Origin of the sequence: Nocardioides sp. NPDC087217, from assembly GCF_044744805.1 — a bacterium.
Taxonomy (GTDB): Bacteria; Actinomycetota; Actinomycetes; order Propionibacteriales; family Nocardioidaceae; genus Nocardioides.
Window position 1 is genome coordinate 813,188 of record NZ_JBIUZB010000002.1, and the last position, 19,944, is coordinate 833,131.

The window sequence follows — 19,944 nt, forward strand, 5'->3', positions numbered from 1 at the left end:
GGCCGGTAGCCGACGGTTGACGCAACTCCCCGCTGGTCGAGCCGGATTCGTGAGGGACGAACGAATCCGTGTCGAGACCAACACAGTCCCGGCGGCGCTCGATAGGACCGTGTTGGTCTCGACACGCTCGCTGGCGCTCGCGGCTCGACCAGCAGAGGTCCTACTTGGTTGCTTCCATCATCTGCCGCAGCTCCTTCTTGAGGTCGGAGATCTCGTCGCGCAGACGGGCGGCGACCTCGAACTGGAGCTCGGCGGCGGCGCCCTTCATCTGGTCGGTGAGGTCGCCGATGAGCTGGGCCAGGTCGGAGGAGGGGAGGCCGACGAGGCCGCGCTCGCGGGCCTCGCGGGCGGCGTCGCCGAGCATCGGGGTCGGAGACTTGGCCGTGGTCTTGCCCGCGCGGCCCTTGGCCTCGGTGCCGGCCCAGGTGTTGAGCAGCTCCTGGGTGCTCTCCTCCTCGCGGGCGAGCATGTCGGTGATGTCGGCGATCTTCTTGCGCAGCGGCTGCGGGTCGATGCCGTTGGCCTCGTTGTAGGCCATCTGGATCGCGCGGCGGCGGTTGGTCTCCTCGATCGCCGACTCCATGGAGGGGGTGATCTTGTCGGCGTACATGTGCACCTGGCCGGAGACGTTTCGGGCGGCACGGCCGATGGTCTGGATCAGCGACTTGTCCGAGCGCAGGAAGCCCTCCTTGTCGGCATCGAGGATCGAGACCAGCGATACCTCGGGGAGGTCGAGACCCTCACGGAGCAGGTTGATGCCGACCAGCACGTCGTACTCCCCCAGCCGCAGGTCGCGGAGCAGCTCGATCCGCTTGAGCGTGTCGACCTCGGAGTGGAGATAGCGCGTTCGGATCCCGGCATCGAGGAGATAGTCGGTGAGGTCCTCGGACATCTTCTTGGTGAGCGTGGTGACCAGGACGCGCTCGTTCTTGGCGACCCGGTCGTTGATCTCGCCGATCAGGTCGTCGATCTGGCCCTTGGTCTGCTTGATGATCACCTCGGGGTCGATCAGGCCGGTCGGGCGGATGATCTGCTCGACCACATCGGGTTCGCCGCCGTCGCGGCTGACCAGGTCCAGCTCGTAGTTGCCCGGGGTCGCGGAGAGGTAGATCGTCTGGCCGATCCGCTCCAGGAACTCCTCCCACTTCAGGGGCCGGTTGTCCTGGGCGCTGGGCAGCCGGAAGCCGTGCTCGACCAGGTTGCGTTTGCGGGACATGTCGCCCTCGTACATCCCGCCGACCTGCGGGACCGCGACGTGGGACTCGTCGACGACGAGGACGAAGTCCTCCGGGAAGTAGTCGAGCAGACAGTTGGGCGCCGAGCCGCGCTCACGGCCGTCGATGTGCATCGAGTAGTTCTCGATCCCGGAGCAGGACCCGACCTGGCGCATCATCTCGATGTCGTAGGTCGTACGCATCCGCAGCCGCTGCGCCTCGAGCATCTTGCCCTGCTTCTCGAAGGTGCTCAGCTGCTGGTCGAGCTCGGCCTCGATGCCGTTGATCGCACGCTCCATGCGCTCGGGGCCGGCGACGTAGTGGGTCGCGGGGAAGACGTAGAGCTCCTGGTCCTCGGTGAGGACCTCGCCGGTGACCGCGTGCAGCGTCATCAACCGCTCGATCTCGTCGCCGAAGAACTCGATCCGGACCGCGTGCTCCTCGTAGACCGGGAAGATCTCCAGGGTGTCGCCGCGCACCCGGAACGTGCCTCGGGTGAAGGAGAGGTCGTTGCGGGTGTACTGGATCTCCACCAGCCGCCGCAGGATCGAGTCGCGGTCGTGCTCCTCCCCCACCCGCAGCCGGATCATCCGGTCGACGTACTCCTGCGGGGTGCCGAGACCGTAGATGCAGGAGACGGTCGAGACCACGATGACGTCGCGCCTGGTCAGCAGCGAGTTGGTGGCCGAGTGGCGCAGCCGCTCGACCTCCTCGTTGATCGAGGAGTCCTTCTCGATGTAGGTGTCGGTCTGGGGGACGTACGCCTCAGGCTGGTAGTAGTCGTAGTAGGAGACGAAGTATTCGACCGCGTTCTCCGGGAAGAGCTGGCGCAGCTCGTTGGCGAACTGGGCGGCGAGGGTCTTGTTGGGCTGCAGCACCAGCATCGGACGCTGCAGCTGCTCGGCGGTCCAGGCAACGGTCGCCGTCTTTCCGGTGCCGGTCGCGCCGAGCAGGACGACGTCCTTGACGCCGCCCTGGATCCGCTTGGTGATCTCCGCGATCGCGGTCGGTTGGTCACCCGAGGGCTGGTAGTCGGAGACCACCTTGAACGGGGCGACACGACGCTCGAGATCGGTGACTGGACGCATGAGGTCCAGGCTACTCGGGACCACCGACAGTCTTGGCGCCCCAACGTCCACGCCGATGCTGCGGCTACTCGCGGCGACGAAGCCCCATGACCACCGCCGCCGTCCGGACCAGGCCGACGATCGGCCCGAACGGCAACGCGAAGCCCCACCAGTAGACGAGCTCGAACGGGAGCAACGCGAACGAGAGCCATCCGCCGAGGCGCGGCCGCGTCCACAGCAGGAAGCCGACCACTGCCTCGGCCGCGCACACCGCGGTGAACCCGGCCAGCAGCAGGACGCTCGTCGGGATGCCGACGTCGACGAACGGACCGTGGCCGTACGTCGGGAAGCCCATGAAGGTCCACACCTCGTCGTGCGTCGCGAAGTAGTAGGTGCCGTACGCGGCCGGGATGCCGAAGCCGATGGCCAGCAGGCCGGACAGCAGTGCGGCGGTCCTGCTCCAGACCTTCGATGCCGCGCGGTCGGAGTCGGGGAGGACGTTGGCGGTCATGCCGACACTCAACCGCGCCCGGCGCCCCGGAGAGCGAGTAGTGCGCTACCTGTCCCGGACGAGCGCATGCCGGCTCCCGAAGGATCACCACGCGGCCGCCAGACGAGCGGCAGGCCCACCGCGGCGAGCGCGCAGAGAGCGCCGATGAGCAGGATGACGTACGCCGCCGGGCGGATCTCCGGAAGCATCGGGTCGCGACCGAGCCCGATCTGAGTCTGCACCCACACGGCGAAGGTCGCGGCCGCCAGCCCGACCAGGAACGCCGAGACGACGGCCGCTGCGATCTCCTCGCGCCGGCGGATCTCGCCCCACGGCACCGCGTCGACGATCGCCAGCAGGCCCACGGAGAGCACGATCGCGACCAGCGGCATGACCGTCATCAGGTAACGCTCGTGCGGGTTGCCGCCGCCGGAGCGGAACTGGGCGAGGTTGACGACGATCACGAACGCGTGCGCTATCAGCACGAGAAGACCGACGGTCGCCACCGAGGGGACCCGGGGAGCGCTGACGACGAGACCCCGCTCGCGACCGTGGTCCCGCAGACGCGCGACGACCCCCAGGGCCAGTCCGAGCAGCGCGACGAAGGTGATGGCGTCGATCACCCAGTGCAGCGACGTGCCGCGCAGCTGGAGCGGCACCCACAGATGGTCGTACCAGCCGTGCCAGAAGCGGGGCGCGGTCATCACCTCGAACCAGGTGTCGACCTGCACCCGCTGGTAGCGCGACAGCAGCGCCGAGCTAGCGGTCGCGTCGCCGTAGAGCACGATGTTGCGTACGTAGAACCAGCCGATCGCCAGGCCCGGCGCTCCGGTGGCGATCGCGGTCAGCCAGGTCGCCCGGACGAAGCCCTTCCAGGTGCGGTCGCGAAGCAGCAGCGTCACCCCGAGCGCGGCACCGCACATGATCACCGTGATCACGCCGGGCGCCTTCGTCGCGGCGGCCAGGGTGCCGGCGACCGCCATCACGAGCATCCGGTTCCGGGTCACCCCGAGACGGAGGATGCGTAGCGTCGCGAGCACCGTCAGCGACGAGGCCGCGACCGACAGGCTGTCGTTCATGATGAACCCCGCCGCGATCGCCAGCACCGCCGGCGAGGCCGTGATCGCGGTGGCGAGCATCGCAGCGGCCGGGCGCCGTGGGGTGACCTCGAAGGCGATCAGACCGACCAGGAACACCAGCGCCCCGTACGCCAGGGCGCTCATCGCCCGCATTCCGGCGATCAGCACCTGCGGGCTGTCGAGCGCGTCGGCCAGGGCGACCCAGGGCACGCCGAGGAGGTAGTAGAGCGGCGGATGGTTGGCGGTCCAGATCAGCCGGTGGCGATCGAACTCCTCCCGGTTCGCGCCCTGGGTGATCTGTGGGAAGCGCTCCGGGTCCTGCGCCACCGGCGTGTCGATCGTCGGCAGGTCGCCGCCGTGGAGCGCGATGGCGTACGACGCGTTCGGGCCCTCGTCACGCGCGTGGTACGACAGCGCCTGGGTGGTGGCGACGTAGAGGCTCATCGAGGCCGCGAAGGCTGCCAGCAGAGCGAGCACCGTGACCAGCCTGGCCGACGGCCTGGCGGGCGCGTCCGTCGGCTCGGCGCTCAGCACCGCAGCGGCATGGCTCATCACATGGCTCCCGTGGTCGGACGGCGTCATGAGCCGCACACCCGTGAGCTCGCGTCGAACCGTAGGGCACCTCGATGGAGCAGCGGTGGAGGCCGTACGGAATCAGAAGGTGAACGCCTGGCGAACCTCGTCCTCGGTCAGCCCGTAGTCGGCCAGGCTGTAGTCGTGCTTGGGCCGGGCGCTCCCCGAACGCGACTCGGCGTCGATGCGGGAGACCTCGGCGCGGGCGGCGTCGCTCCAGGGGATGTCGAAGTGGGCGTAGATGTTCTCGACGGTGCCCACCGGGTCCTTGACGAACCCGCGGTAGTCGACGTCGAGGAACTGCGCCGGGTCGTACCTCTTCCGGGTCTCACCGAACGAGCGCCACGAGCGGGAGAGCATCTCCAGCTGGGTCTTTCCGATGATCTCCCCGACGAACGTGGTCGACATGCCCGCGGTCGCCTCTGCGGAGAGCGAGCAGCCGGAGGCGACCGAGACGACCGGGTCGCGGTGGGTGACCACTACGAGGGCGTCCGGGTAGACCTCCATCAGCGCCTCGAGTGCGACCAGGTGCGAGGGGTTCTTGAGGACCCAGCGCTTGTCGGTGTCGTTGAGCCCGATGAGCTGCAGGGTGCGGCGGTGCAGCTCGTACGCATCGCGCCAGTCCTGCTTCGCCAGCCAGGCCGAGTAGCGCGGGACGTGGGCCAGCGACTCGAACGAGATCGACTTGCCGCTCTGCCGCAGCACCCGCCAGCACTCCTCCACGCTGGTGGCGTCCATGTAGTGGATCCCCATGAACTCGGGGTTGGCGACATGGTGCTGCCGGTAGGCGCCCTGCAGCGCGTTGAAGACCGGGTCCAGCTCCCAGGTCTCGCGCGGGGGCCGCGGCTGGGGGAACTCCGTCAGCCAGGTCTCCAGACCCTGGTGCGCCGGGTCGGCGGCCAGGAGCCGGTGCAGGGCGGTGGTGCCGGTGCGGACGAGTCCGGTGACGAAGATCGGCCGCTCGATGCGTACGTCCTGGTGCTGGGGGAACTCCGCGAGCCGGGCCTGCGTCATCAGCCGGCCGACGAGGGCCGACTTCACCTGGGCGCGGTGGAAGTAGTTGCCGATCGGGGTCAGCCCGGCCTCGGGGCTCGCCAGATCCTCGACGAGCAGCCGCAGCCCTTCCTGGTGATCGGACCCACCGAAGGCTCTCAGCCCGGTCGTGCGGGTGGCGGCGGCGCAGATGTCCTCGTACGTCCCGACGTCGGCCCGCTCGCGCGGTGTGGTCTCTCCTGGGCGTGTCTCAGTCATGGAACTCCCCGCAGTCCACGTTGAGCACGGTCCCGGTGATGGCGGAGGCCAGGTCGCTGCCCAGGAACAGCGCCGCCCGGGCGACCTCCTCGGGGGTGGCGAGCCGCTTCAGGTCGGTGGGGGCGGCCTTCTCGGCGTACACCTCCTCGTGGGTGCGCCCCGACTCCGACGCCATCCAGTCGAAGTAGGCCTTGTTGACGTCCTCGTAGATGTAGGACGGCGCGACGGAGTTGACCCGGATGCCGCGCGGGCCGAGCTCGGTCGCCAGCGAGGAGGCCAGATGGGCGAGCGCTCCCTTGGAGAGCTTGTAGCCCGCGAACTCCGGCTGGCTCTGGTAGAGCACCGCGGAGTTGATCATCACGATCGCGCCGCCGGGCTTGTCCGGGGTGGCCGCGAGCGCGTCGGCGAAGAGCGCCGAGAGCCGTAGCGGGGCGTACACGTTGGACTCCTGGGCCAGCCGGAGCGCATCGAGCGGGATCTGGGTGAGCGGGTCCATCGGCGGGATGCCGAAGGCGTTGTTGAGGAGTACGTCGACGCGGCCGAACTCCTCCAGCGCGGCATCGACCAGGTGCCGGCGCGCGTCCTCGTCGGTGATGTCGGTCGGCACCACCAGCGCACGTCGCCCGTGCTCCTCGATGACGCCGGCCATCTTCTGCAGCCGCTTCTCGGTGCGGCTGGCGAGCACCAGGTCGGCGCCCATCAGCGCGGCCTGCTCGCCCAGCGAGCGGCCGAGGCCGGGGCCGACCCCCGAGAGCACGACGACCTTGCCATCCAGGAGTCCAGTCATGGCGCCTAGACTAGAACGTGTTTCACTTTTGGGGAAGGGGTCAGATCGGGAAGCTGAACCTGGCGACCTCGTCCACCCAGGCGGCGTACGCCCCGACATCCTGCGGCACCTGCTGCGCCCGGACGAGGTCGGCATGGGCGCGGAGCACCCGGGACCAGTCGGCGCACGAGCCACAGGTGGCCCGCCCGCAGCCCGCGGTGTGCTCGCGTGCGACCTTCTCCAGCAGCTTCCTGAAGGTCGCACCGTCCTCGCCCGCCGCCAGCGACTCGACCACGGCTCCGAGCACCTGGACGGCCTGCGCCGGCGCCCCGACGAGGATCGCCATCAGGATCCCGAGGGCCTGCTGGCCGGCCGGGTCGGCGTTCCTGCCCACCACCGGGGCCGTGCGCGCCAGCCGATAGACCGCGAGCAGCTTCCGGGCAGCTCCGGGCGTGGGGCAGAACCTCGCCAGCTCGCTCGTGAACAGCGCCTCACCCGGCGTCATCTCGAAGCTCTCGACCGGGCTCGTACGACCCATCCGGTCGCCGTTGCCCGTGGCCAGCGCTGCCGGCCACGACGGCACCGCCTGACGCATCAGCGACCGCATGAACCGCACCGCGGGGTCACCCGCGAACGCCCGCAGCCCGAACGGCACGTCGAAGACCCGGGAGAGGTACGCCGCAGGCTCCGCCACGCGGCCCCCGATCGCCCGCCGCAGCGTCTGGGCGTCCACCGCCGCCACGATCGCGACACCCTCCTGGCTGCTCAGCTCGTCGATCGCCTGCAGCACCCCGGCCGCGGTGGCCGGATCGCACCTGTCCAGGTCGTCGACGTAGACGATGGTGCGGCTCGCCTGCGGTCCTCTCAGTGCGCCGGCCGGCGGGCGCGGCGGCGGCCCGGGCGGGGCTGCCCGCAGCGCCGCCTCGTAGGCCGCGACCTCGCGGTCCATGGCCGCCAGGGCCATCGTCGTGCTCATCGGCTGCGCGCGCCGCTTGCCGCGGGGGCCGTCGTCCTCGGGCACGCCCGCGAGCGCGGCGCGCAGCTCGGCGGTCCGCCGCTGTGCGGCCTGATGCCTCGCCACCAGCGGCGGCGGCTCGCTCTTCCCGGCGCTCCGCACACTCTCGAGCACCGCGCCCGCCACGTCTCCCTCGGCGTACTGGCGGGCATCGACGCGTACGTGGGTGGTGCGGGCGGAGTAGGTCTCGTCGTTCTCGGTGAGCCACTCGATGCGCTCCTGGACCTTCCGCAGGAAGGTCGACCGGCCGCTGCCGGGCAGTCCCTGGACGGCGACCGAGATCGGGAGCTGGGTGCGTACGGAGGCGAGCAGGCGGGCCAGCCGGTCGACGTCGACCCGGTGGCCGAGGACGTCGTCGTCGGTCTGCTCGAGCACCGGCGCGGGGGCGATCACGGGTTCCGCCACCGGCTCGATCACGGGGCCGGTGACGACCGGCACCTCCGCCGTGTCTCCCGCCCCCGGCGACTCGACCGGCGACGGGACCGGGTCCGGAGCGACCTCGATCGGGGGCGCCTCGGCCACCTTCGCAACCTCGGCGACCTCGGCAACCTGGTCCCGAGACTCGCGCATGTCCGCGAGCGGCGTGACCGGCAGCCCGAGCTCCTCCTCGACTGCCTGGAGAGCCTTGGCGAAGTCGGCGGCGCTCCAGTGCCGTCCGGCGCGGCGCTTGAACATCGCCTTACGCAGCGCCTCGTCGAACGACGCCGGGACGTCGTCGCGCTCGATGGGCAGCGGGTCGTACTCCCGGATCCGCTCCGACAGCGCCGCGGGTGCGTTGCCACCGCCCGGCCCCTCGAACGGCGTACGTCCCGCCAGCAGCGTGTAGCAGGTCGCGGCCAGACTCCAGATGTCCGCCCAGCCGCTCGGCTCGGGCGGATCGGAGAGCATCTCCGGAGCCATCCATGGCAGCGAGGTCGAATCGGCACCGCCGGGGCGCCCGGCCGAGGAGAGTCCGCCGAAGCCGACCAGCTGCGGCTCGCCAGCACCGGTCAGCAGGATGTTGGCGGGCTTGACGTCGCCGTGCAGGATCCCGTGCCGGGCGGCGACGTCGAGCGCGCCCGCCACCTTGATCGTGATGCTCAGCGCCTCCGCGACGGAGAGCCGCTCGCGCTGCCAGCGGGCCTGCAGGTCGCCCCCGGTGCGATGGTCCATCACCACGAAGCAGCGGTCGTCGTCACTGACGCCGACGGCGTGCAGCGGGAGCACATGGGGATGGGCGGCGAGCTCGGCGACCTCCTTGGTCTCCTTGGCGAGCGCGTCCTGGGTCTCGCCGCTGAGCCGGTCGTTCCAGACCTTGACGACGACGTCGACCTTCTCCTGCGGCCACTCGTAGAGGAAGACCTCGGAGGAGCCGCCTGTGCCGATCAGCCGACGGTGACGGAAGCCCGGGATCGTCGGTGGCTCGTGGTGGGGACTGGCCATGGGCGGCAATCATAGGCGTCCTACGCCTTCGCGTCGCGCCCCCTCTCAGCTGAGCATCCTGCGCGCAACTGCCCGCTGACGTGCGGTGATCCGCTCCGCATACCCCCCGGGGCTCAGGGTCTCGGTGTGCGGCAGCAGGTCGCGTACCTCACCCATACCCACCTTGTGGACCACCGGTCCGTCGGCGGCGATGAGGTCACGTTCGAGCCGCTGCCAGCGCAGCATCAGCGAGCCGGTGCGGTGGCCGGTGGTCTCGAGCCAGTTCGCGATCGGCTTGCCGCCCAGGGGTGGGCGCTCGGAGATCACGAAGCGCATCACGCCGTCGGGGTCGGTGACGGCCTGCGCCTTGGTGAGACTGGTCTGGTGGGTCTCATAGTCGGTCGAGGCGTACCAGTCCGAGCCGACCTGGATGCCCTGGTAGCTGCAGTCGTCACAGCGCGGCACCTCCACCACGAGCGCCTCGTCCTCGGCCAGCTCGTAGTGACCGATCGAGGAGAACTGCGACTCCAGTCCGCCGGGCGTGCGCGCCGGGACGGTGAGCGTGTTGACCGGCTCCTTGTACTGGAAGAACTGGGGGAAGGCGAACCAGGTCTGGATCGAGCCGGTCAGCGACCGGGCGGCGACCTCGTACTTCTTCCGGAGCAGCTCCTGGGTGAGCGGGCGGCGCGGCCGGCCGAGGGTGTCGGGGCGCTCGATGGTGATCGAGCCGCGGGTCTCGGTCTCCCAGTCGTTGAAGACCTCGCGGACGATCAGGGTCTTCGCGCCAGGCTCGGCGGTGTATGTGAACTCGAAGGATCCGTCGTCGTCGAGCTGGAGCTTGCGGTCGTCGAAGGCCATGAGGCTGGTCGCGGCGGAGTCCGCGGTGTAGGCGCCGCCCATCACCTGGAAGGAGAGGTCGGCACTGGTCCCGCGACGGCCGCGGACGACGTACTCGACGCCTTCTCTCAGGTAGGCGCTGAAGTAGATCGCGTCGGGGTTGTCCAGGCCCTGCTTGGAGAACTGGTGGGTCGGGTTCACGAAGAGCGGCTGCTCGAGGTCGTAGTCGAACGCCGTCTGCATCGCCATCCGGATCCGGCCGGAGAGGTACTCATATCCCTCGAGACGATCGGCTTCGGTCCGGATGAAGGGCGCGTTCGCGATCAGCTCCTCCGCCTCCGCGATCGCCCGCTGCAGCGGCTCGGTCAGGCCGTACGCCGCACTCTGCTCGGTCACTGCGCAACCTTCGCGATGATGTTCTCCCCGTACCACTCCAGATGCTTGATCTTCTTCTCCAGCGGCTCGGGGTCAGCGCCCTTCACATACGGGTCACGGAACCCGACGATGCAGTCGGTGACGCCCTTGTCCTCGAGCCGCTTGATCCCGTCGAGGTCGTACGCGTCGTAGCTGATCACGTGGACCTCGAAGTCGTCCCGGGTGTCGCCCTCCTCGCGCCTGATCTCGGCGAGGCGGACCAGGAGGCGGTCGAGCTCCTCACCGTCGCCGCCGGCATGCATCCAGCCGTCACCCTTGAGCACCGCGCGGCGCAGGGCGGCGTCGGCGTGGCCGCCGACGAGGAGCGGGATCTTCTCGGTCGGCGCGGGGCGCTGCTGGAGCGGCGCGAACTCGTAGAACTCGCCCTCATAACCGAAGAAGTCGCCGGAGGGATCGGTCAGGCCGCGCAGGATGTCCATGCACTCGTCCATCCGCTTGCCGCGGCGCTTCCAGTCGACGCCGAGGGCGGCGAAGTCCTCCGGCCACGGGGACAGGCCGACGCCGAGTCCGAGCCGGTTGCCGGAGAGGAAGGCGAGGCTCGAGGCCTGCTTGGCGGCCAGCACCGGCGGGCGGACCGGCAGCTTCACCACGAACGGCGTCAGGCGCAGCGTCGTGGTCACCGCGAAGAGGTGGGCGCACAGGATGAACGCTTCGATGAACTCCTTGCCCTGCAGGAACTCCCGGTCGCCGGTATCGGTGTAGGGATAGGTGGAGTCGGACTCCTCGGGATAGATCAGGCTGTCGGCCACCGTCATGCTGGTGTAGCCGGCGGCCTCGGCCGCTTGGGCCAGCGGTGCGTAGTAGTCGGCCTGCGTCATTGCCTCGGCATAGGTGAAGCGCATGTGCCAACACTAGAACGTGTTCTAAGTTTCTGCCAGAGTGTTCGTCATGTCGCCTTCTCTCGAACGTCCCGCAGGCCTCGACTCGCCGCTGACGGCGAGGATCATCAAGTACGGCGCCCGCGCCAACACCGCGCTGTTCAAGCTGACCAACGGCCGCATCGGCGGCACCTGGCGGGTGATGGCCGGCTGGCGCAAACCCGCTCCCGTCCTGCTGCTCGAGCACATCGGCCGCAAGTCGGGCCGCACCTTCACCACCCCCCTGCTGTTCATGCGCTCGGGCGACGATCTCGTCGTGGTCGGATCCCAGGGCGGTCTTCCGAAGGACCCGCAGTGGGTGGCCAACCTGCGCGCGCAGCCCGACGTCGCGGTCCGCGTCCCCCGTCGCGGGCGAAGGCTCGTCCGGGCACGCATCGCCGACTCCGAGGAGCGGGCCGCGCTGTGGCCGCGGCTGCTCGAGACGTACGCCGACTTCGAGACCTACCAGACCTGGACCGACCGGGAGATCCCGGTCATCGTCCTCTCGCCCCGCTGAAGGAGACCCCTGTCATGGACGTTCAAGAGCTGATCGACCGCGCCGAGATCACCGACGCGCTCACCCGCTACACCCTGGCCGTCGACGACGGCGACTGGGACGCGCTCGACACGGTCTTCGCCGCCGACGCGACGATCGACTACTCCGAGTCCGGCGGTACGGTCGGCGAGCTCGCCGAGGTCAAGAAGTGGCTCGCCGAGATGCTGCCCGCGTTCTCCCAGAAGCGCCTGCACACGATCGGCCAGGTCGGCATCACGTTCACCGACGATGGCGCGGAACCGAATGCCTCGGGCTTCGCTTCGGCAGAGGTCGTGGCGTACTTCGACAACCCGATGGTCATCTCCGACGGGTCCGGCGGCGAGCGCGTCGTCGAGGTGGGCGGTCGCTACCGGCACAGCTTCGTGCGCACGCCGGAGGGTTGGCGCTCGCGCCACCTCCACGAGGAGGTCTTCTGGACCCGCGGCTTCTGAGCCTCAGGCAGCGCGGCCCCGGATCACCCAGTCCGCGAGCTCGCCGAGTGGCACCAGCAGCTCCCGGCCGCGGTCGCTGAGTCCGTACTCCACCCCCGGGGGCACCGTCGGGAAGACCGTACGCGTCACGATCCCCTCCTGCTCCAGGACGCGCAGCGTCCGGGTGAGCATGCGCTGGCTGATCCCCTCGACCCGGCGCCGCAGCTCGTTGTAGCGATGCGGGCGCTCGGCCAGCATCATCACGATCAGCAACGTCCACTTGTCACCGAGCATCTGCACCGCCTGCGTCACCGGGCAGGTCTCGTACTCCCCCGCCGGAACCTTCTGCGGCAGGCCGGGCCCGAGCGCCGCGCTCACGATGTGCCGGGGTACATCGGTGTTCCCATCTGACATTGAAGTGCCTTCTTCCGCGAACGCCGCCGGGCGGCGAGGGTTGCTGACATCAGCAACCTATCCATGAGGGAGAAGAAGATGAGCACGATCGCGGTCCTCGGCGCCGGCCCCGGCCTCGGCATGTCGGTGGCGAGGAGGTTCGCCAAGGAGGGGTACGCCGTCGGGTTGGTCTCACGCAGCACGGACCGGCACCCGGCCTATCTCGAGGAGCTGTCGGCGAGCGGCGTACCCGCTGTCGCGGTCGCCGCCGACCTACGGGCGCCAGGTGCCGCCGCCGATGCCCTCGCCGAGATCACCTCGGCGCTGGGACCGATCGACGTCGTCTATCACGGACCCGGCGCCCAGAACCTGAGCGCACCGATGCTCGGGATCCTCGAGACCCAGCCCGCCGACATCCGTCGCGCCATGGCCGAGACCCTCGAGCCGGCCGTCGAGGTGGCCAACCTGGCCCTCCCCACGATGCGCTCGCGCGGCAGCGGCGCGCTGGTGTACGTCTCAGGACTCAGCGCGCTCGTCCCCCTGCCGTTCCTCGGCCCCTACGCCCCCGCCTCGGGCGCCCTACGGACCTACGCCCGCACCCTCGCCGCCGCGTCCGAGGACGGAGTGCACGTCGGCTCCCTCGTCGTCGGCGGCCTGATCGAGCGCGGCGACATCCACCGGATGCTCACCGACCCCGCCACACCCGCCCCGTACGCCACCCTCGACCCCGACGAGCTCGCCGACGCGGTCTGGCGGCTGGCGTCAGGAACAGAGGACGAGGTGGTCTTCGACGTGCTCACGCAGGACCAGACACGGGGCTGACGTCGCTCCGGGGTCCGTCAACGCGCCTCGAGGTGGTCGACGATGGCACGGGTGATGGTCTCGGGCTGCTGGGCGTTGGCCAGGTGCGCCGAGTCCGGGACGACGAGGAGGCGGCCGTCCTGGACGGTGCCGGCGATGGCCTCCAGGTGCGGGGGCGGCGTGGCGGGATCGTCGGCACCGGCGATGGCCAGGGTCGGGGCGCTGATCGCGGGAAGGTCGGCGCGGAGGTCCATGGCGGCGATGACCTCGCAGCACCCGGCGTAGCCCTCGTCCGGGGTGGCGGCGACCATGGCCTCACAGGTCACCTTCACCTCGGGGTTCGTCTCGAGGAATCCCGGCGTGAACCAGCGGGCCACGACCGCCTCGGCGACGGCTCGGGTGCCGTCGGCTCGCACCGTGGCGGCCCGGTCGCGCCAGGCGGAGGAGGGCGTCAGATGAGCGCCGGTGCACAGCAGGACGAGGCGGTCGACGCGCTCGGGGTGGCGGGCGGCGAGGCGCATCCCGGTCATGCCGCCGAGCGAGAGGCCCACGAAGTGGGCCCGCTCGACGCCGAGGCGGTCGAGGAGTGCGACGACGTCGCCGGCCAGGTCGTCGATCACGTAGGGGCCGGGACGTACCGGCGAGCGACCATGTCCCCGGGTGTCGTACCGCACCACCCGGAAGTGCCGCTCGAGGTCGGGCAGGTTCTCGTCCCACATCGCGTGCGTCGCGCCCAGCGAGTTGGACAGCACCACCACCGGACCGTCCGGCCGGCCGGAGACGACGTGGTGCACTCGGACGGGCTCGTAGGTGGCGTCCATGCCCGAGAATCTAGGATCGCCGACCTGTTGTTGGGAAGTATCGATTCCCGGCCGATTGATACGCCCGGCGTATCAATCGCCGCGCGGCTTGGTCAGCCGAGACCCGGACGCGCGTGCAGCCCGCCACCGGACTCGTAGAGCAGGCCCTTGTCCTTGATGAGCTGGCCCGCGGCAGCCAGGATCGGGCTGTCGCCCACGGCGGACCCGGCCATCGAGGCGATCGCCTCGAACATCTTGATCGCCGCGTCGTCGACAGCCGGCCAGTTCCACTCCGACGGAGCGGCACCGATCGGCTCCACCGCGTGCCAGCGAGCCGCACGGGCCTCGGCCATCGTGTTGAGCGTGCTCCAGCCGAGGCCGCCGAGACCGACGACGCCGCCGAAGTTGAGCCCGATCAGACCCCAGCCGTTGCACCGGTACTCGAAGGCCGAGGGACCGAACTCCGACTCCTCCAGCTCGACCCTGGTGATCACCGGCTCCGGGCCGGTGTTGGGGGCGTACAGCTTGAACGCGGGCCTCGCGGCGAGCAGCGAGGCCGATGCCGTCGTGGTGATCTCGGTCAACGGCTGGCCAGGTGCCGAGTAGGCATCGAAGACTCGGAAACCGAGGTCGAGGGCATAGCCGACGACGAAGCGCCGATCGTCCTGGGCGGCGTAGAAGTTGCGATTGAACACGTTGGGGGAAACCTCGCTTGAGCCCTACCGGTCAGCCGACGACGTTCCTCGGGGTGACTCGGTGGGATGTGGTTCGGGCAGCGCGACACTATCGCGCCGCGCGCCTCGACCTGGCAACCGGTTGGTGATCTGTGTCTCCGGCGAGTCCCTCAGGAGTAGGTGCCGCGGACGGTGTCGGTGGTCGGCAGCGACTGACAGCCGAGCCGGATCCCGTCGTCGAGATCCTCCTGCTCGAGCACGTCGTTGCGCACCATCTTCACCTCACCCTCGAGCAGCCGGAACGCGCACGCCGAGCACTCACCCTCGCGACACGAGTAGGGCGCCTTCACACCCTTCGCCTCGAGGAACTCGAGCATCGGAGTGCCCGGGTCCCAGTCGTCGTACGTCGTGGTGGTGCCGTCGAGCTCGATCTCGAGCGTGGCGGGCTGCTTGGGTCCGTCGTCGACGACCTCGGTCTCCGTCTCCTTGACCGGGGCGACCTCGCCGAACGGGTTGCCACCCAGCGAGGCGAACTTCTCCTGGTGCCGCCGCGCCCGCGGGAACTCGAGCTCCTTGAGCGCCGCGATCGTCGCCTTCATGAACGGCGCCGGCCCGCAGACGAAGGCGTCGTACGTCAGGCGGTCGGCCGCGAACGCCTTGAGCTGCTCCCCGGTGGGCAGCCCCTGGACCGACTCGAGCCAGTGGACCACCTGGAGGCGGTCCGGGTGCTCGGCGGCCAGTCGTGCCCATTCCTCGGCGAAGATCACCGAGCGCTCGTCGCGGTTGGCGTAGAAGACCACGATCCGTCCGGTGCCCTCGCGCAGGGCCGTACGGGCGATCGAGATGATCGGGGTGACGCCCGAACCGCCGGCGAAGAGCAGGAAGTCGGCGTCGATGTCGGCAGGGGTGAAGATCCCGCTCGGTGGCAGCACGCGGAGCGTGTCGCCGGGCCGAAGGTTGTCGCAGATCCAGTTGGACGCATAGCCGTCCACGGTGCGCTTGACGGTGACCGTGAGCGGGTCGCCCGGGGCGCTGGAGAGCGAATAGCAGCGCGCCGCCAGGCCGTCACGGTCGCTCGGCACGGCGACGGTGAGGAACTGCCCCGGCTTCGGCTGGAACGCATGCCTCACATCGTCGGGCAGCTCGAAGACGATCGAGTGGGCGTCGTCGGTCTCCTTGACCACGTCGCTGACGGGCAGCAGGAAAGAGTCAGTAGCCATCCTCGGCTCCGATCTGGATCCGGCCGTCGGCGACGGCTGCTTCGATGGACGCGGCCAGGCGAGGGCAGCGGGCGTGGACGAGCCGCGCGCCGTCGGCGGCGGCCTTGCGGCGTACGAGATCCGGACACTGTGCCTGCGCCTCGGCCGTCCACTGGACGGAGGTCTGGTGCTCGCTGTTCTTCTTCACCCCGACCCGGGCGAGACAGTCCAGGCACTCCACCTCGACCAGGCGGGCCTGGGTGTAGAGCCGCTGGTCCTCGACGGTGTCCTGCGACGTCGGGACGAACGAGGCCATCAACTGACCCCTGCGTCGCTCGACTCAGGGTTCTCGGCCTTCTCGGCCTCGATCCGGCGCAGGTTCTCGGCCACCTCCTCGTGCCAAAACTCGTTGGCCTTGGTGGTGTCGACCTCGAACTCGAACCGGGCACGCATCTCGGGCTCGATGTCGGCGACGTCGACGTAGAACTGCTCGTACCAGCGGCGCAGCTGGTAGACCGGGCCGTCCTCCTCGCACAGCAGCGGGTTCTGCACCGGCGCCTTGTTCTCCCAGATCGCCACGTCCTGGAGGAAGCCGTCGCCGAACATGTCGGCGTACTTCTTGCCGATGAAGTTGGCGGTCTTGTCGTCGAGGCCCTCGGGCTTCTTGACGGTGATGCCGTACTGCAGGAGGAACGAGTCGGGGCCGGTCGGGATGTGGCAGTTGATCAGGATCACCTCGGTCACGAAGCCCTTGTAGTCGACCTCGAGCCAGTTGATCATGTACGCCGGGCCGTAGTAGGTCGCCTCGGACTTGAGGAACATCTCGGCGTCACCGTAGCCGCCGGACACGTCCGGACGTCCTCGAGAGGCCATGTACTGCGTGGCCATGTGGTCCTCGAAGACGTTGCGGAAGTCGGTCGGGAAGGCGAAGTGCACGTAGTAGAAGTGCGCCATGTCGACCACGTTGTCGATCAACTCGCGGCAGTGGCTGCCCTTGATCGGGACGGTGTTCCAGATCCAGTCGGTGTAGACCTCGCGGTTGCTGACGTCGGGCAGCTCCGGCGGCAGGATGTCGTAGTCGGGCTTCGAACCCTCGGGGTCGTGCCAGATCAGCAGCGAGTCATTGCGGATCACGGTCTCGTACGCCTTGGTTCTTGCTCGCAGCGGGACGCGGCGGGCGTAGGGGATCTGCTTGCAGCGGCCGTCGGCGCCCCAGCGCCAGTCGTGGAACGGACAGCCGACCTCGTCGCCCTTCACGGTGCCCTGGGTCAGGTCGCCGCCCATGTGGCGGCAGTAGCCGTCGAGCACGCCCAGCTCGCCCTTGGTGTTCTCCCAGACGACCAGCTTGCCGCCGAACGCCTCGACGGCGTGGGGCTTGCCGTCCTTGAACTGGCTGGCCAGGCCCAGGCAATGCCAACCGCGCGCGAAGCGCTCCGGCTGGGAGCCGTGGTCGAGCGTGCGGGTCTGGGTGGTGGGGTCGGCCATCGTCGTACCTTCCGCTGGTCTGTTCGCTGGGCCCTATTCGCTAGACCCTGTTCAAATGGGTAGAACCTGTTCTAGTTTTATCACATGCATGTGGCCTTGACACCCGCCCAGGAGCAACTTCGCTCAGAGCTCAACTCCTATTTCGCCCAGTTGGTCACGCCCGAGCGTCGTACTGCGCTCGCGCGGGCATCGGGCGAATTCGGGGACGAGGCCGACAAAGAGGTCTACCTCTCGACCATCCGGCAGATCGGCGCGGACGGCTGGCTCGGGATCGGCTGGCCGAAGGAGTACGGCGGCCAGGACCGCTCCATGGTGGAGCAGCTGATCTTCACCGACGCCGCCGCCGTGGCCGGGGTGCCGATCCCCTATCTCACGCTCAACACTGTCGGCCCGACGATCATGCGGTTCGGGACCTCGGAGCAGAAGGAGTACTTCCTGCCCAAGATCCTCGCTGGCGAGCTGCACTTCTCGATCGGCTACTCCGAGCCCGGCTCGGGGACCGACCTTGCCTCGCTACAGACTCGCGCGGTGCTCGACGAAGGCACCGGCGAGTGGGTGATCAACGGCCAGAAGATGTGGACCTCGCTGATCCAGTATGCGGACTGGATCTGGCTCGCCTGCCGCACAGAGCCGGAGGCGTCGCGGCACAAGGGGCTGTCGATGATCCTGGTGCCGACATCTTCGGAGGGGTTCTCCTATACGCCCGTCCAGACCGTCGCCGGGGTCGGCACCTCGGCGACCTACTACTCCGACGTCCGCGTGCCGGCGTCGAACCTCGTCTCCTCGCGCGGCGGGGGCTGGGCACTGATGACCAACCAGCTCAACCACGAGCGAGTTGCGCTGACCTCGGCGGCACCACTGGTTCACTCGCTCGGACTGATGAAGGAGTGGGCGCTGACCACCGTGCTCCCTGACGGCAGCCGGGTGATCGACGCCGAGTGGGTCCAGCTGGCTCTCGGACGAGCACATGCGCGCATCGAGGCGCTCTCGCTGATCAACTGGAAGCTCGCCTCGGACGCCGACCACGGGGTCGCGCTCTCGCCGGCCGAGGCGTCGGCGACCAAGGTCTACGGCTCCGAGCTCGCGACCGAGGTCTACCGGACGCTGATGGAGATCGTCGGACCGCACGCAGGGATCACCGCCGACTCCCCCGGCGCCGTGCTCGCCGGCCGCCTCGAGCGGTTCCACCGCTCTTCGCTGGTCATGACCTTCGGCGGCGGCACCAACGAGATCCAGCGAGACATCATCGGCTATGTGGGCCTCGGCCTCCCCGCCGCCAAGCGCTGACCCAACCACCCGTCGGTCGAGCCGCGAGCGCCAGCGAGCGTGTCGAGACCAACACAGTCGATTGCGAGAACACCATGGACTTCTCCTTCACCACCGAATCCGACGACGCCGCCGAGCTCGCGGCCAAGATCATCGGCGACGCGACCTCGGTCGAGCGGCTGCGTACGGTCGAGGCGGCCGCCGGCGACCGCGGCCGCTTCGACACTTCCCTCTGGTCCGCCCTCGGCGAGGCCGGCCTGCTCGGGCTGCATCTGCCCGAGACGTACGACGGCGCCGGGCTCGGACTCATCGAGCTGTGCCGGGTACTGGTCGAGGCCGGGCGGCGGGTCGCGCCGGTGCCGCTCGCGGTGCATGGGCCGTGTGGCCTGCTGCTTGCCGAGACCGCGGCGGACGCTCTGACCGGCGTCGCCGACGGATCGCGGGTGCTGACGGCCGCGGTCGCCGAGGAGCACTCCCACCTGCCCGACGTCCCGATGGTCGTCGCCACCGGGGACACGATCACCGGCGTGAAGACGCTGGTCAGGGCCGGGATGATCGCCGATACGTTCCTGGTGACCGCGGCATCCGCGGACGGCACCGTCGGGGTCTTCCTGGTCGAGGCATCTGCCGAAGGCGTCGACCGCCGTGCGCAGCACACCAGCGACGGCGACGTCACCGCCCTGGTCTCGTTCGCCTCGGCCCCCGCCCGTCGGATCGGGGACTCCTCGACCGCTGCCCGGCTCGGCTCGCTGTTGACCGTGGCGGCGGCCGCCGAGCTGTTGGGCGTCACCGAAGGAGCCCTCTCGCTCACCTCGTCGTACGCCAAGACCCGGGAGCAGTTCGGCCGCGCCATCGGCACCTTTCAGGCCGTCTCCCAGCGGCTGGCCGACGGGTTCATCGACGTGCTCGCCCAACGGCTCACCCTCTGGCAGGCCGCCTGGCGCGTCTCCTCCAGCCTCCCTGCCGCCGACCAGGTCGCCGTCGCCAAGCTCTGGGCCGCCGACGCCGCCCACCGTCTCGCACACACCACCGTCCATGTCCACGGCGGTGTCGGCATCGACCTCGACGGCGAAGCGCATCGCTACTTCACGACGGCCAAGCGCTTCGAGTTCGTCTTCGGCGGAGCATCCGAGCAGGCGCTGCGGATCGGGCGATCGATCGCTGCATCCTGACTCTTCACCGACATCTTGAGAGGGCTCCGGCGCCTGCCGGAGCCCTCTCCCTTTCTTGGCTGGCGTTTGTGCTGTATCGCCGCGAGCGACTTTGGTGTGCGATAGCGCTTTGGCTTATTGACTGGTCCGGGTCTTCATTCGGATGTGTGTCTGTTTGGTCTCGTGCTTGGGTTCCAGCACGGGTGGGGCCAATACCGGGTTTG

Annotated in this window: 19 protein-coding genes; 5 read left to right on the plus strand and 14 right to left on the minus strand. The window is 69.4% G+C overall.

Annotated features, from left to right (window positions below):
* Positions 1 to 160: 160 nt before the first annotated feature.
* From uvrB to ACIO3S_RS11335, 8 genes are all read right to left on the minus strand, one after another.
* Positions 161 to 2,302, minus strand: coding sequence for an excinuclease ABC subunit UvrB (gene uvrB / locus ACIO3S_RS11300; RefSeq protein WP_400463074.1), 2,142 nt, complete (start codon positions 2,300 to 2,302; stop codon positions 161 to 163).
* Between the two features lie 64 nt (positions 2,303 to 2,366).
* The gene (locus ACIO3S_RS11305) at positions 2,367 to 2,792 is read right to left on the minus strand and encodes a hypothetical protein (protein WP_400463077.1); all 426 of its coding nucleotides are present in this window, start codon (positions 2,790 to 2,792) and stop codon (positions 2,367 to 2,369) included.
* A gap of 8 nt (positions 2,793 to 2,800) precedes the next feature.
* A complete protein-coding gene (locus tag ACIO3S_RS11310) occupies positions 2,801 to 4,402 on the minus strand; it encodes a hypothetical protein (RefSeq protein WP_400463080.1) in 1,602 nt (533 codons plus the stop codon).
* 102 nt (positions 4,403 to 4,504) lie between these two features.
* Positions 4,505 to 5,674 (minus strand): sulfotransferase family protein, encoded by a 1,170-nt coding sequence (locus ACIO3S_RS11315; protein WP_400463083.1) that lies wholly within the window; start codon positions 5,672 to 5,674, stop codon positions 4,505 to 4,507.
* Positions 5,667 to 6,461 (minus strand): SDR family oxidoreductase, encoded by a 795-nt coding sequence (locus tag ACIO3S_RS11320; RefSeq protein WP_400463085.1) that lies wholly within the window; start codon positions 6,459 to 6,461, stop codon positions 5,667 to 5,669. Before ACIO3S_RS11320 ends, ACIO3S_RS11315 begins: the two co-directional genes overlap by 8 nt.
* 40 nt (positions 6,462 to 6,501) lie before the next feature.
* Complete coding sequence (locus ACIO3S_RS11325; RefSeq protein ID WP_400463088.1) at positions 6,502 to 8,877, minus strand: protein kinase; 2,376 nt, start codon at positions 8,875 to 8,877, stop codon at positions 6,502 to 6,504.
* Between the two features lie 45 nt (positions 8,878 to 8,922).
* Positions 8,923 to 10,089, minus strand: coding sequence for a hypothetical protein (locus tag ACIO3S_RS11330; RefSeq protein WP_400463091.1), 1,167 nt, complete (start codon positions 10,087 to 10,089; stop codon positions 8,923 to 8,925).
* On the minus strand, positions 10,086 to 10,970 hold the full coding sequence (locus ACIO3S_RS11335) for a TIGR03619 family F420-dependent LLM class oxidoreductase (RefSeq protein WP_400463094.1): 885 nt from the start codon (positions 10,968 to 10,970) through the stop codon (positions 10,086 to 10,088). The genes ACIO3S_RS11330 and ACIO3S_RS11335 overlap by 4 nt, the downstream gene beginning before the upstream one ends.
* 46 nt (positions 10,971 to 11,016) lie before the next feature.
* Here ACIO3S_RS11335 and ACIO3S_RS11340 point away from each other — a divergent pair, with 46 nt between their 5' ends.
* Both ACIO3S_RS11340 and ACIO3S_RS11345 read left to right on the plus strand, forming a co-directional pair.
* Positions 11,017 to 11,502 (plus strand): nitroreductase/quinone reductase family protein, encoded by a 486-nt coding sequence (locus ACIO3S_RS11340; protein ID WP_400463097.1) that lies wholly within the window; start codon positions 11,017 to 11,019, stop codon positions 11,500 to 11,502.
* A gap of 14 nt (positions 11,503 to 11,516) precedes the next feature.
* Entirely contained in the window at positions 11,517 to 11,972 is a 456-nt protein-coding gene (locus ACIO3S_RS11345) for a nuclear transport factor 2 family protein (protein ID WP_400463100.1), read from the plus strand.
* A gap of 3 nt (positions 11,973 to 11,975) precedes the next feature.
* On the opposite strand, the gene ACIO3S_RS11350 is transcribed toward ACIO3S_RS11345, so the two are convergent.
* Positions 11,976 to 12,365, minus strand: a complete 390-nt coding sequence (locus ACIO3S_RS11350) for a winged helix-turn-helix transcriptional regulator (protein ID WP_400463102.1) — start codon at positions 12,363 to 12,365, stop codon at positions 11,976 to 11,978.
* A 63-nt stretch (positions 12,366 to 12,428) separates the two neighbouring features.
* Here ACIO3S_RS11350 and ACIO3S_RS11355 point away from each other — a divergent pair, with 63 nt between their 5' ends.
* Positions 12,429 to 13,166 (plus strand): SDR family NAD(P)-dependent oxidoreductase, encoded by a 738-nt coding sequence (locus tag ACIO3S_RS11355; RefSeq protein ID WP_400463105.1) that lies wholly within the window; start codon positions 12,429 to 12,431, stop codon positions 13,164 to 13,166.
* A 17-nt stretch (positions 13,167 to 13,183) separates the two neighbouring features.
* Here ACIO3S_RS11355 and pcaD read toward each other — a convergent pair whose 3' ends face one another.
* The 5 genes from pcaD to ACIO3S_RS11380 form a co-directional block, all read right to left on the minus strand.
* Entirely contained in the window at positions 13,184 to 13,966 is a 783-nt protein-coding gene (gene pcaD / locus ACIO3S_RS11360; RefSeq protein ID WP_400463108.1) for a 3-oxoadipate enol-lactonase, read from the minus strand.
* A 92-nt stretch (positions 13,967 to 14,058) separates the two neighbouring features.
* Entirely contained in the window at positions 14,059 to 14,640 is a 582-nt protein-coding gene (locus ACIO3S_RS11365) for a hypothetical protein (protein WP_160023363.1), read from the minus strand.
* A gap of 149 nt (positions 14,641 to 14,789) precedes the next feature.
* Positions 14,790 to 15,839, minus strand: coding sequence for a 2Fe-2S iron-sulfur cluster-binding protein (locus tag ACIO3S_RS11370; RefSeq protein WP_400463112.1), 1,050 nt, complete (start codon positions 15,837 to 15,839; stop codon positions 14,790 to 14,792).
* Entirely contained in the window at positions 15,829 to 16,134 is a 306-nt protein-coding gene (locus ACIO3S_RS11375; protein ID WP_165111934.1) for a hypothetical protein, read from the minus strand. Before ACIO3S_RS11375 ends, ACIO3S_RS11370 begins: the two co-directional genes overlap by 11 nt.
* Positions 16,134 to 17,303, minus strand: a complete 1,170-nt coding sequence (locus ACIO3S_RS11380; protein WP_160023357.1) for a Rieske 2Fe-2S domain-containing protein — start codon at positions 17,301 to 17,303, stop codon at positions 16,134 to 16,136. The genes ACIO3S_RS11375 and ACIO3S_RS11380 overlap by 1 nt, the downstream gene beginning before the upstream one ends.
* An 84-nt stretch (positions 17,304 to 17,387) precedes the next feature.
* On the opposite strand from ACIO3S_RS11380, the gene ACIO3S_RS11385 reads away from it, so the two are divergent.
* Positions 17,388 to 18,590, plus strand: coding sequence for an acyl-CoA dehydrogenase family protein (locus ACIO3S_RS11385; protein WP_400463117.1), 1,203 nt, complete (start codon positions 17,388 to 17,390; stop codon positions 18,588 to 18,590).
* A 74-nt stretch (positions 18,591 to 18,664) separates the two neighbouring features.
* On the plus strand, positions 18,665 to 19,741 hold the full coding sequence (locus ACIO3S_RS11390) for an acyl-CoA dehydrogenase family protein (protein WP_400463120.1): 1,077 nt from the start codon (positions 18,665 to 18,667) through the stop codon (positions 19,739 to 19,741).
* Positions 19,742 to 19,944: the final 203 nt, after the last annotated feature.

What these genes read in the sequence shown, in the direction of transcription:
- ACIO3S_RS11370 (WP_400463112.1), bottom strand. Translation starts at nt 15,839, where the DNA reads ATGGCTACTGACTCTTTCCTGCTGCCCGTCAGCGACGTGGTCAAGGAG.
- ACIO3S_RS11375 (WP_165111934.1), bottom strand. Translation starts at nt 16,134, where the DNA reads ATGGCCTCGTTCGTCCCGACGTCGCAGGACACCGTCGAGGACCAGCGG.
- ACIO3S_RS11310 (WP_400463080.1), bottom strand. Translation starts at nt 4,402, where the DNA reads ATGAGCCATGCCGCTGCGGTGCTGAGCGCCGAGCCGACGGACGCGCCC.
- ACIO3S_RS11305 (WP_400463077.1), bottom strand. Translation starts at nt 2,792, where the DNA reads ATGACCGCCAACGTCCTCCCCGACTCCGACCGCGCGGCATCGAAGGTC.
- ACIO3S_RS11355 (WP_400463105.1), top strand. Translation starts at nt 12,429, where the DNA reads ATGAGGGAGAAGAAGATGAGCACGATCGCGGTCCTCGGCGCCGGCCCC.
- ACIO3S_RS11315 (WP_400463083.1), bottom strand. Translation starts at nt 5,674, where the DNA reads ATGACTGAGACACGCCCAGGAGAGACCACACCGCGCGAGCGGGCCGAC.
- ACIO3S_RS11380 (WP_160023357.1), bottom strand. Translation starts at nt 17,303, where the DNA reads ATGGCCGACCCCACCACCCAGACCCGCACGCTCGACCACGGCTCCCAG.
- ACIO3S_RS11325 (WP_400463088.1), bottom strand. Translation starts at nt 8,877, where the DNA reads ATGGCCAGTCCCCACCACGAGCCACCGACGATCCCGGGCTTCCGTCAC.
- ACIO3S_RS11340 (WP_400463097.1), top strand. Translation starts at nt 11,017, where the DNA reads ATGTCGCCTTCTCTCGAACGTCCCGCAGGCCTCGACTCGCCGCTGACG.
- pcaD (WP_400463108.1), bottom strand. Translation starts at nt 13,966, where the DNA reads ATGGACGCCACCTACGAGCCCGTCCGAGTGCACCACGTCGTCTCCGGC.
- ACIO3S_RS11345 (WP_400463100.1), top strand. Translation starts at nt 11,517, where the DNA reads ATGGACGTTCAAGAGCTGATCGACCGCGCCGAGATCACCGACGCGCTC.
- ACIO3S_RS11385 (WP_400463117.1), top strand. Translation starts at nt 17,388, where the DNA reads ATGCATGTGGCCTTGACACCCGCCCAGGAGCAACTTCGCTCAGAGCTC.
- ACIO3S_RS11320 (WP_400463085.1), bottom strand. Translation starts at nt 6,461, where the DNA reads ATGACTGGACTCCTGGATGGCAAGGTCGTCGTGCTCTCGGGGGTCGGC.
- ACIO3S_RS11335 (WP_400463094.1), bottom strand. Translation starts at nt 10,970, where the DNA reads ATGCGCTTCACCTATGCCGAGGCAATGACGCAGGCCGACTACTACGCA.
- ACIO3S_RS11350 (WP_400463102.1), bottom strand. Translation starts at nt 12,365, where the DNA reads ATGTCAGATGGGAACACCGATGTACCCCGGCACATCGTGAGCGCGGCG.
- ACIO3S_RS11390 (WP_400463120.1), top strand. Translation starts at nt 18,665, where the DNA reads ATGGACTTCTCCTTCACCACCGAATCCGACGACGCCGCCGAGCTCGCG.
- uvrB (WP_400463074.1), bottom strand. Translation starts at nt 2,302, where the DNA reads ATGCGTCCAGTCACCGATCTCGAGCGTCGTGTCGCCCCGTTCAAGGTG.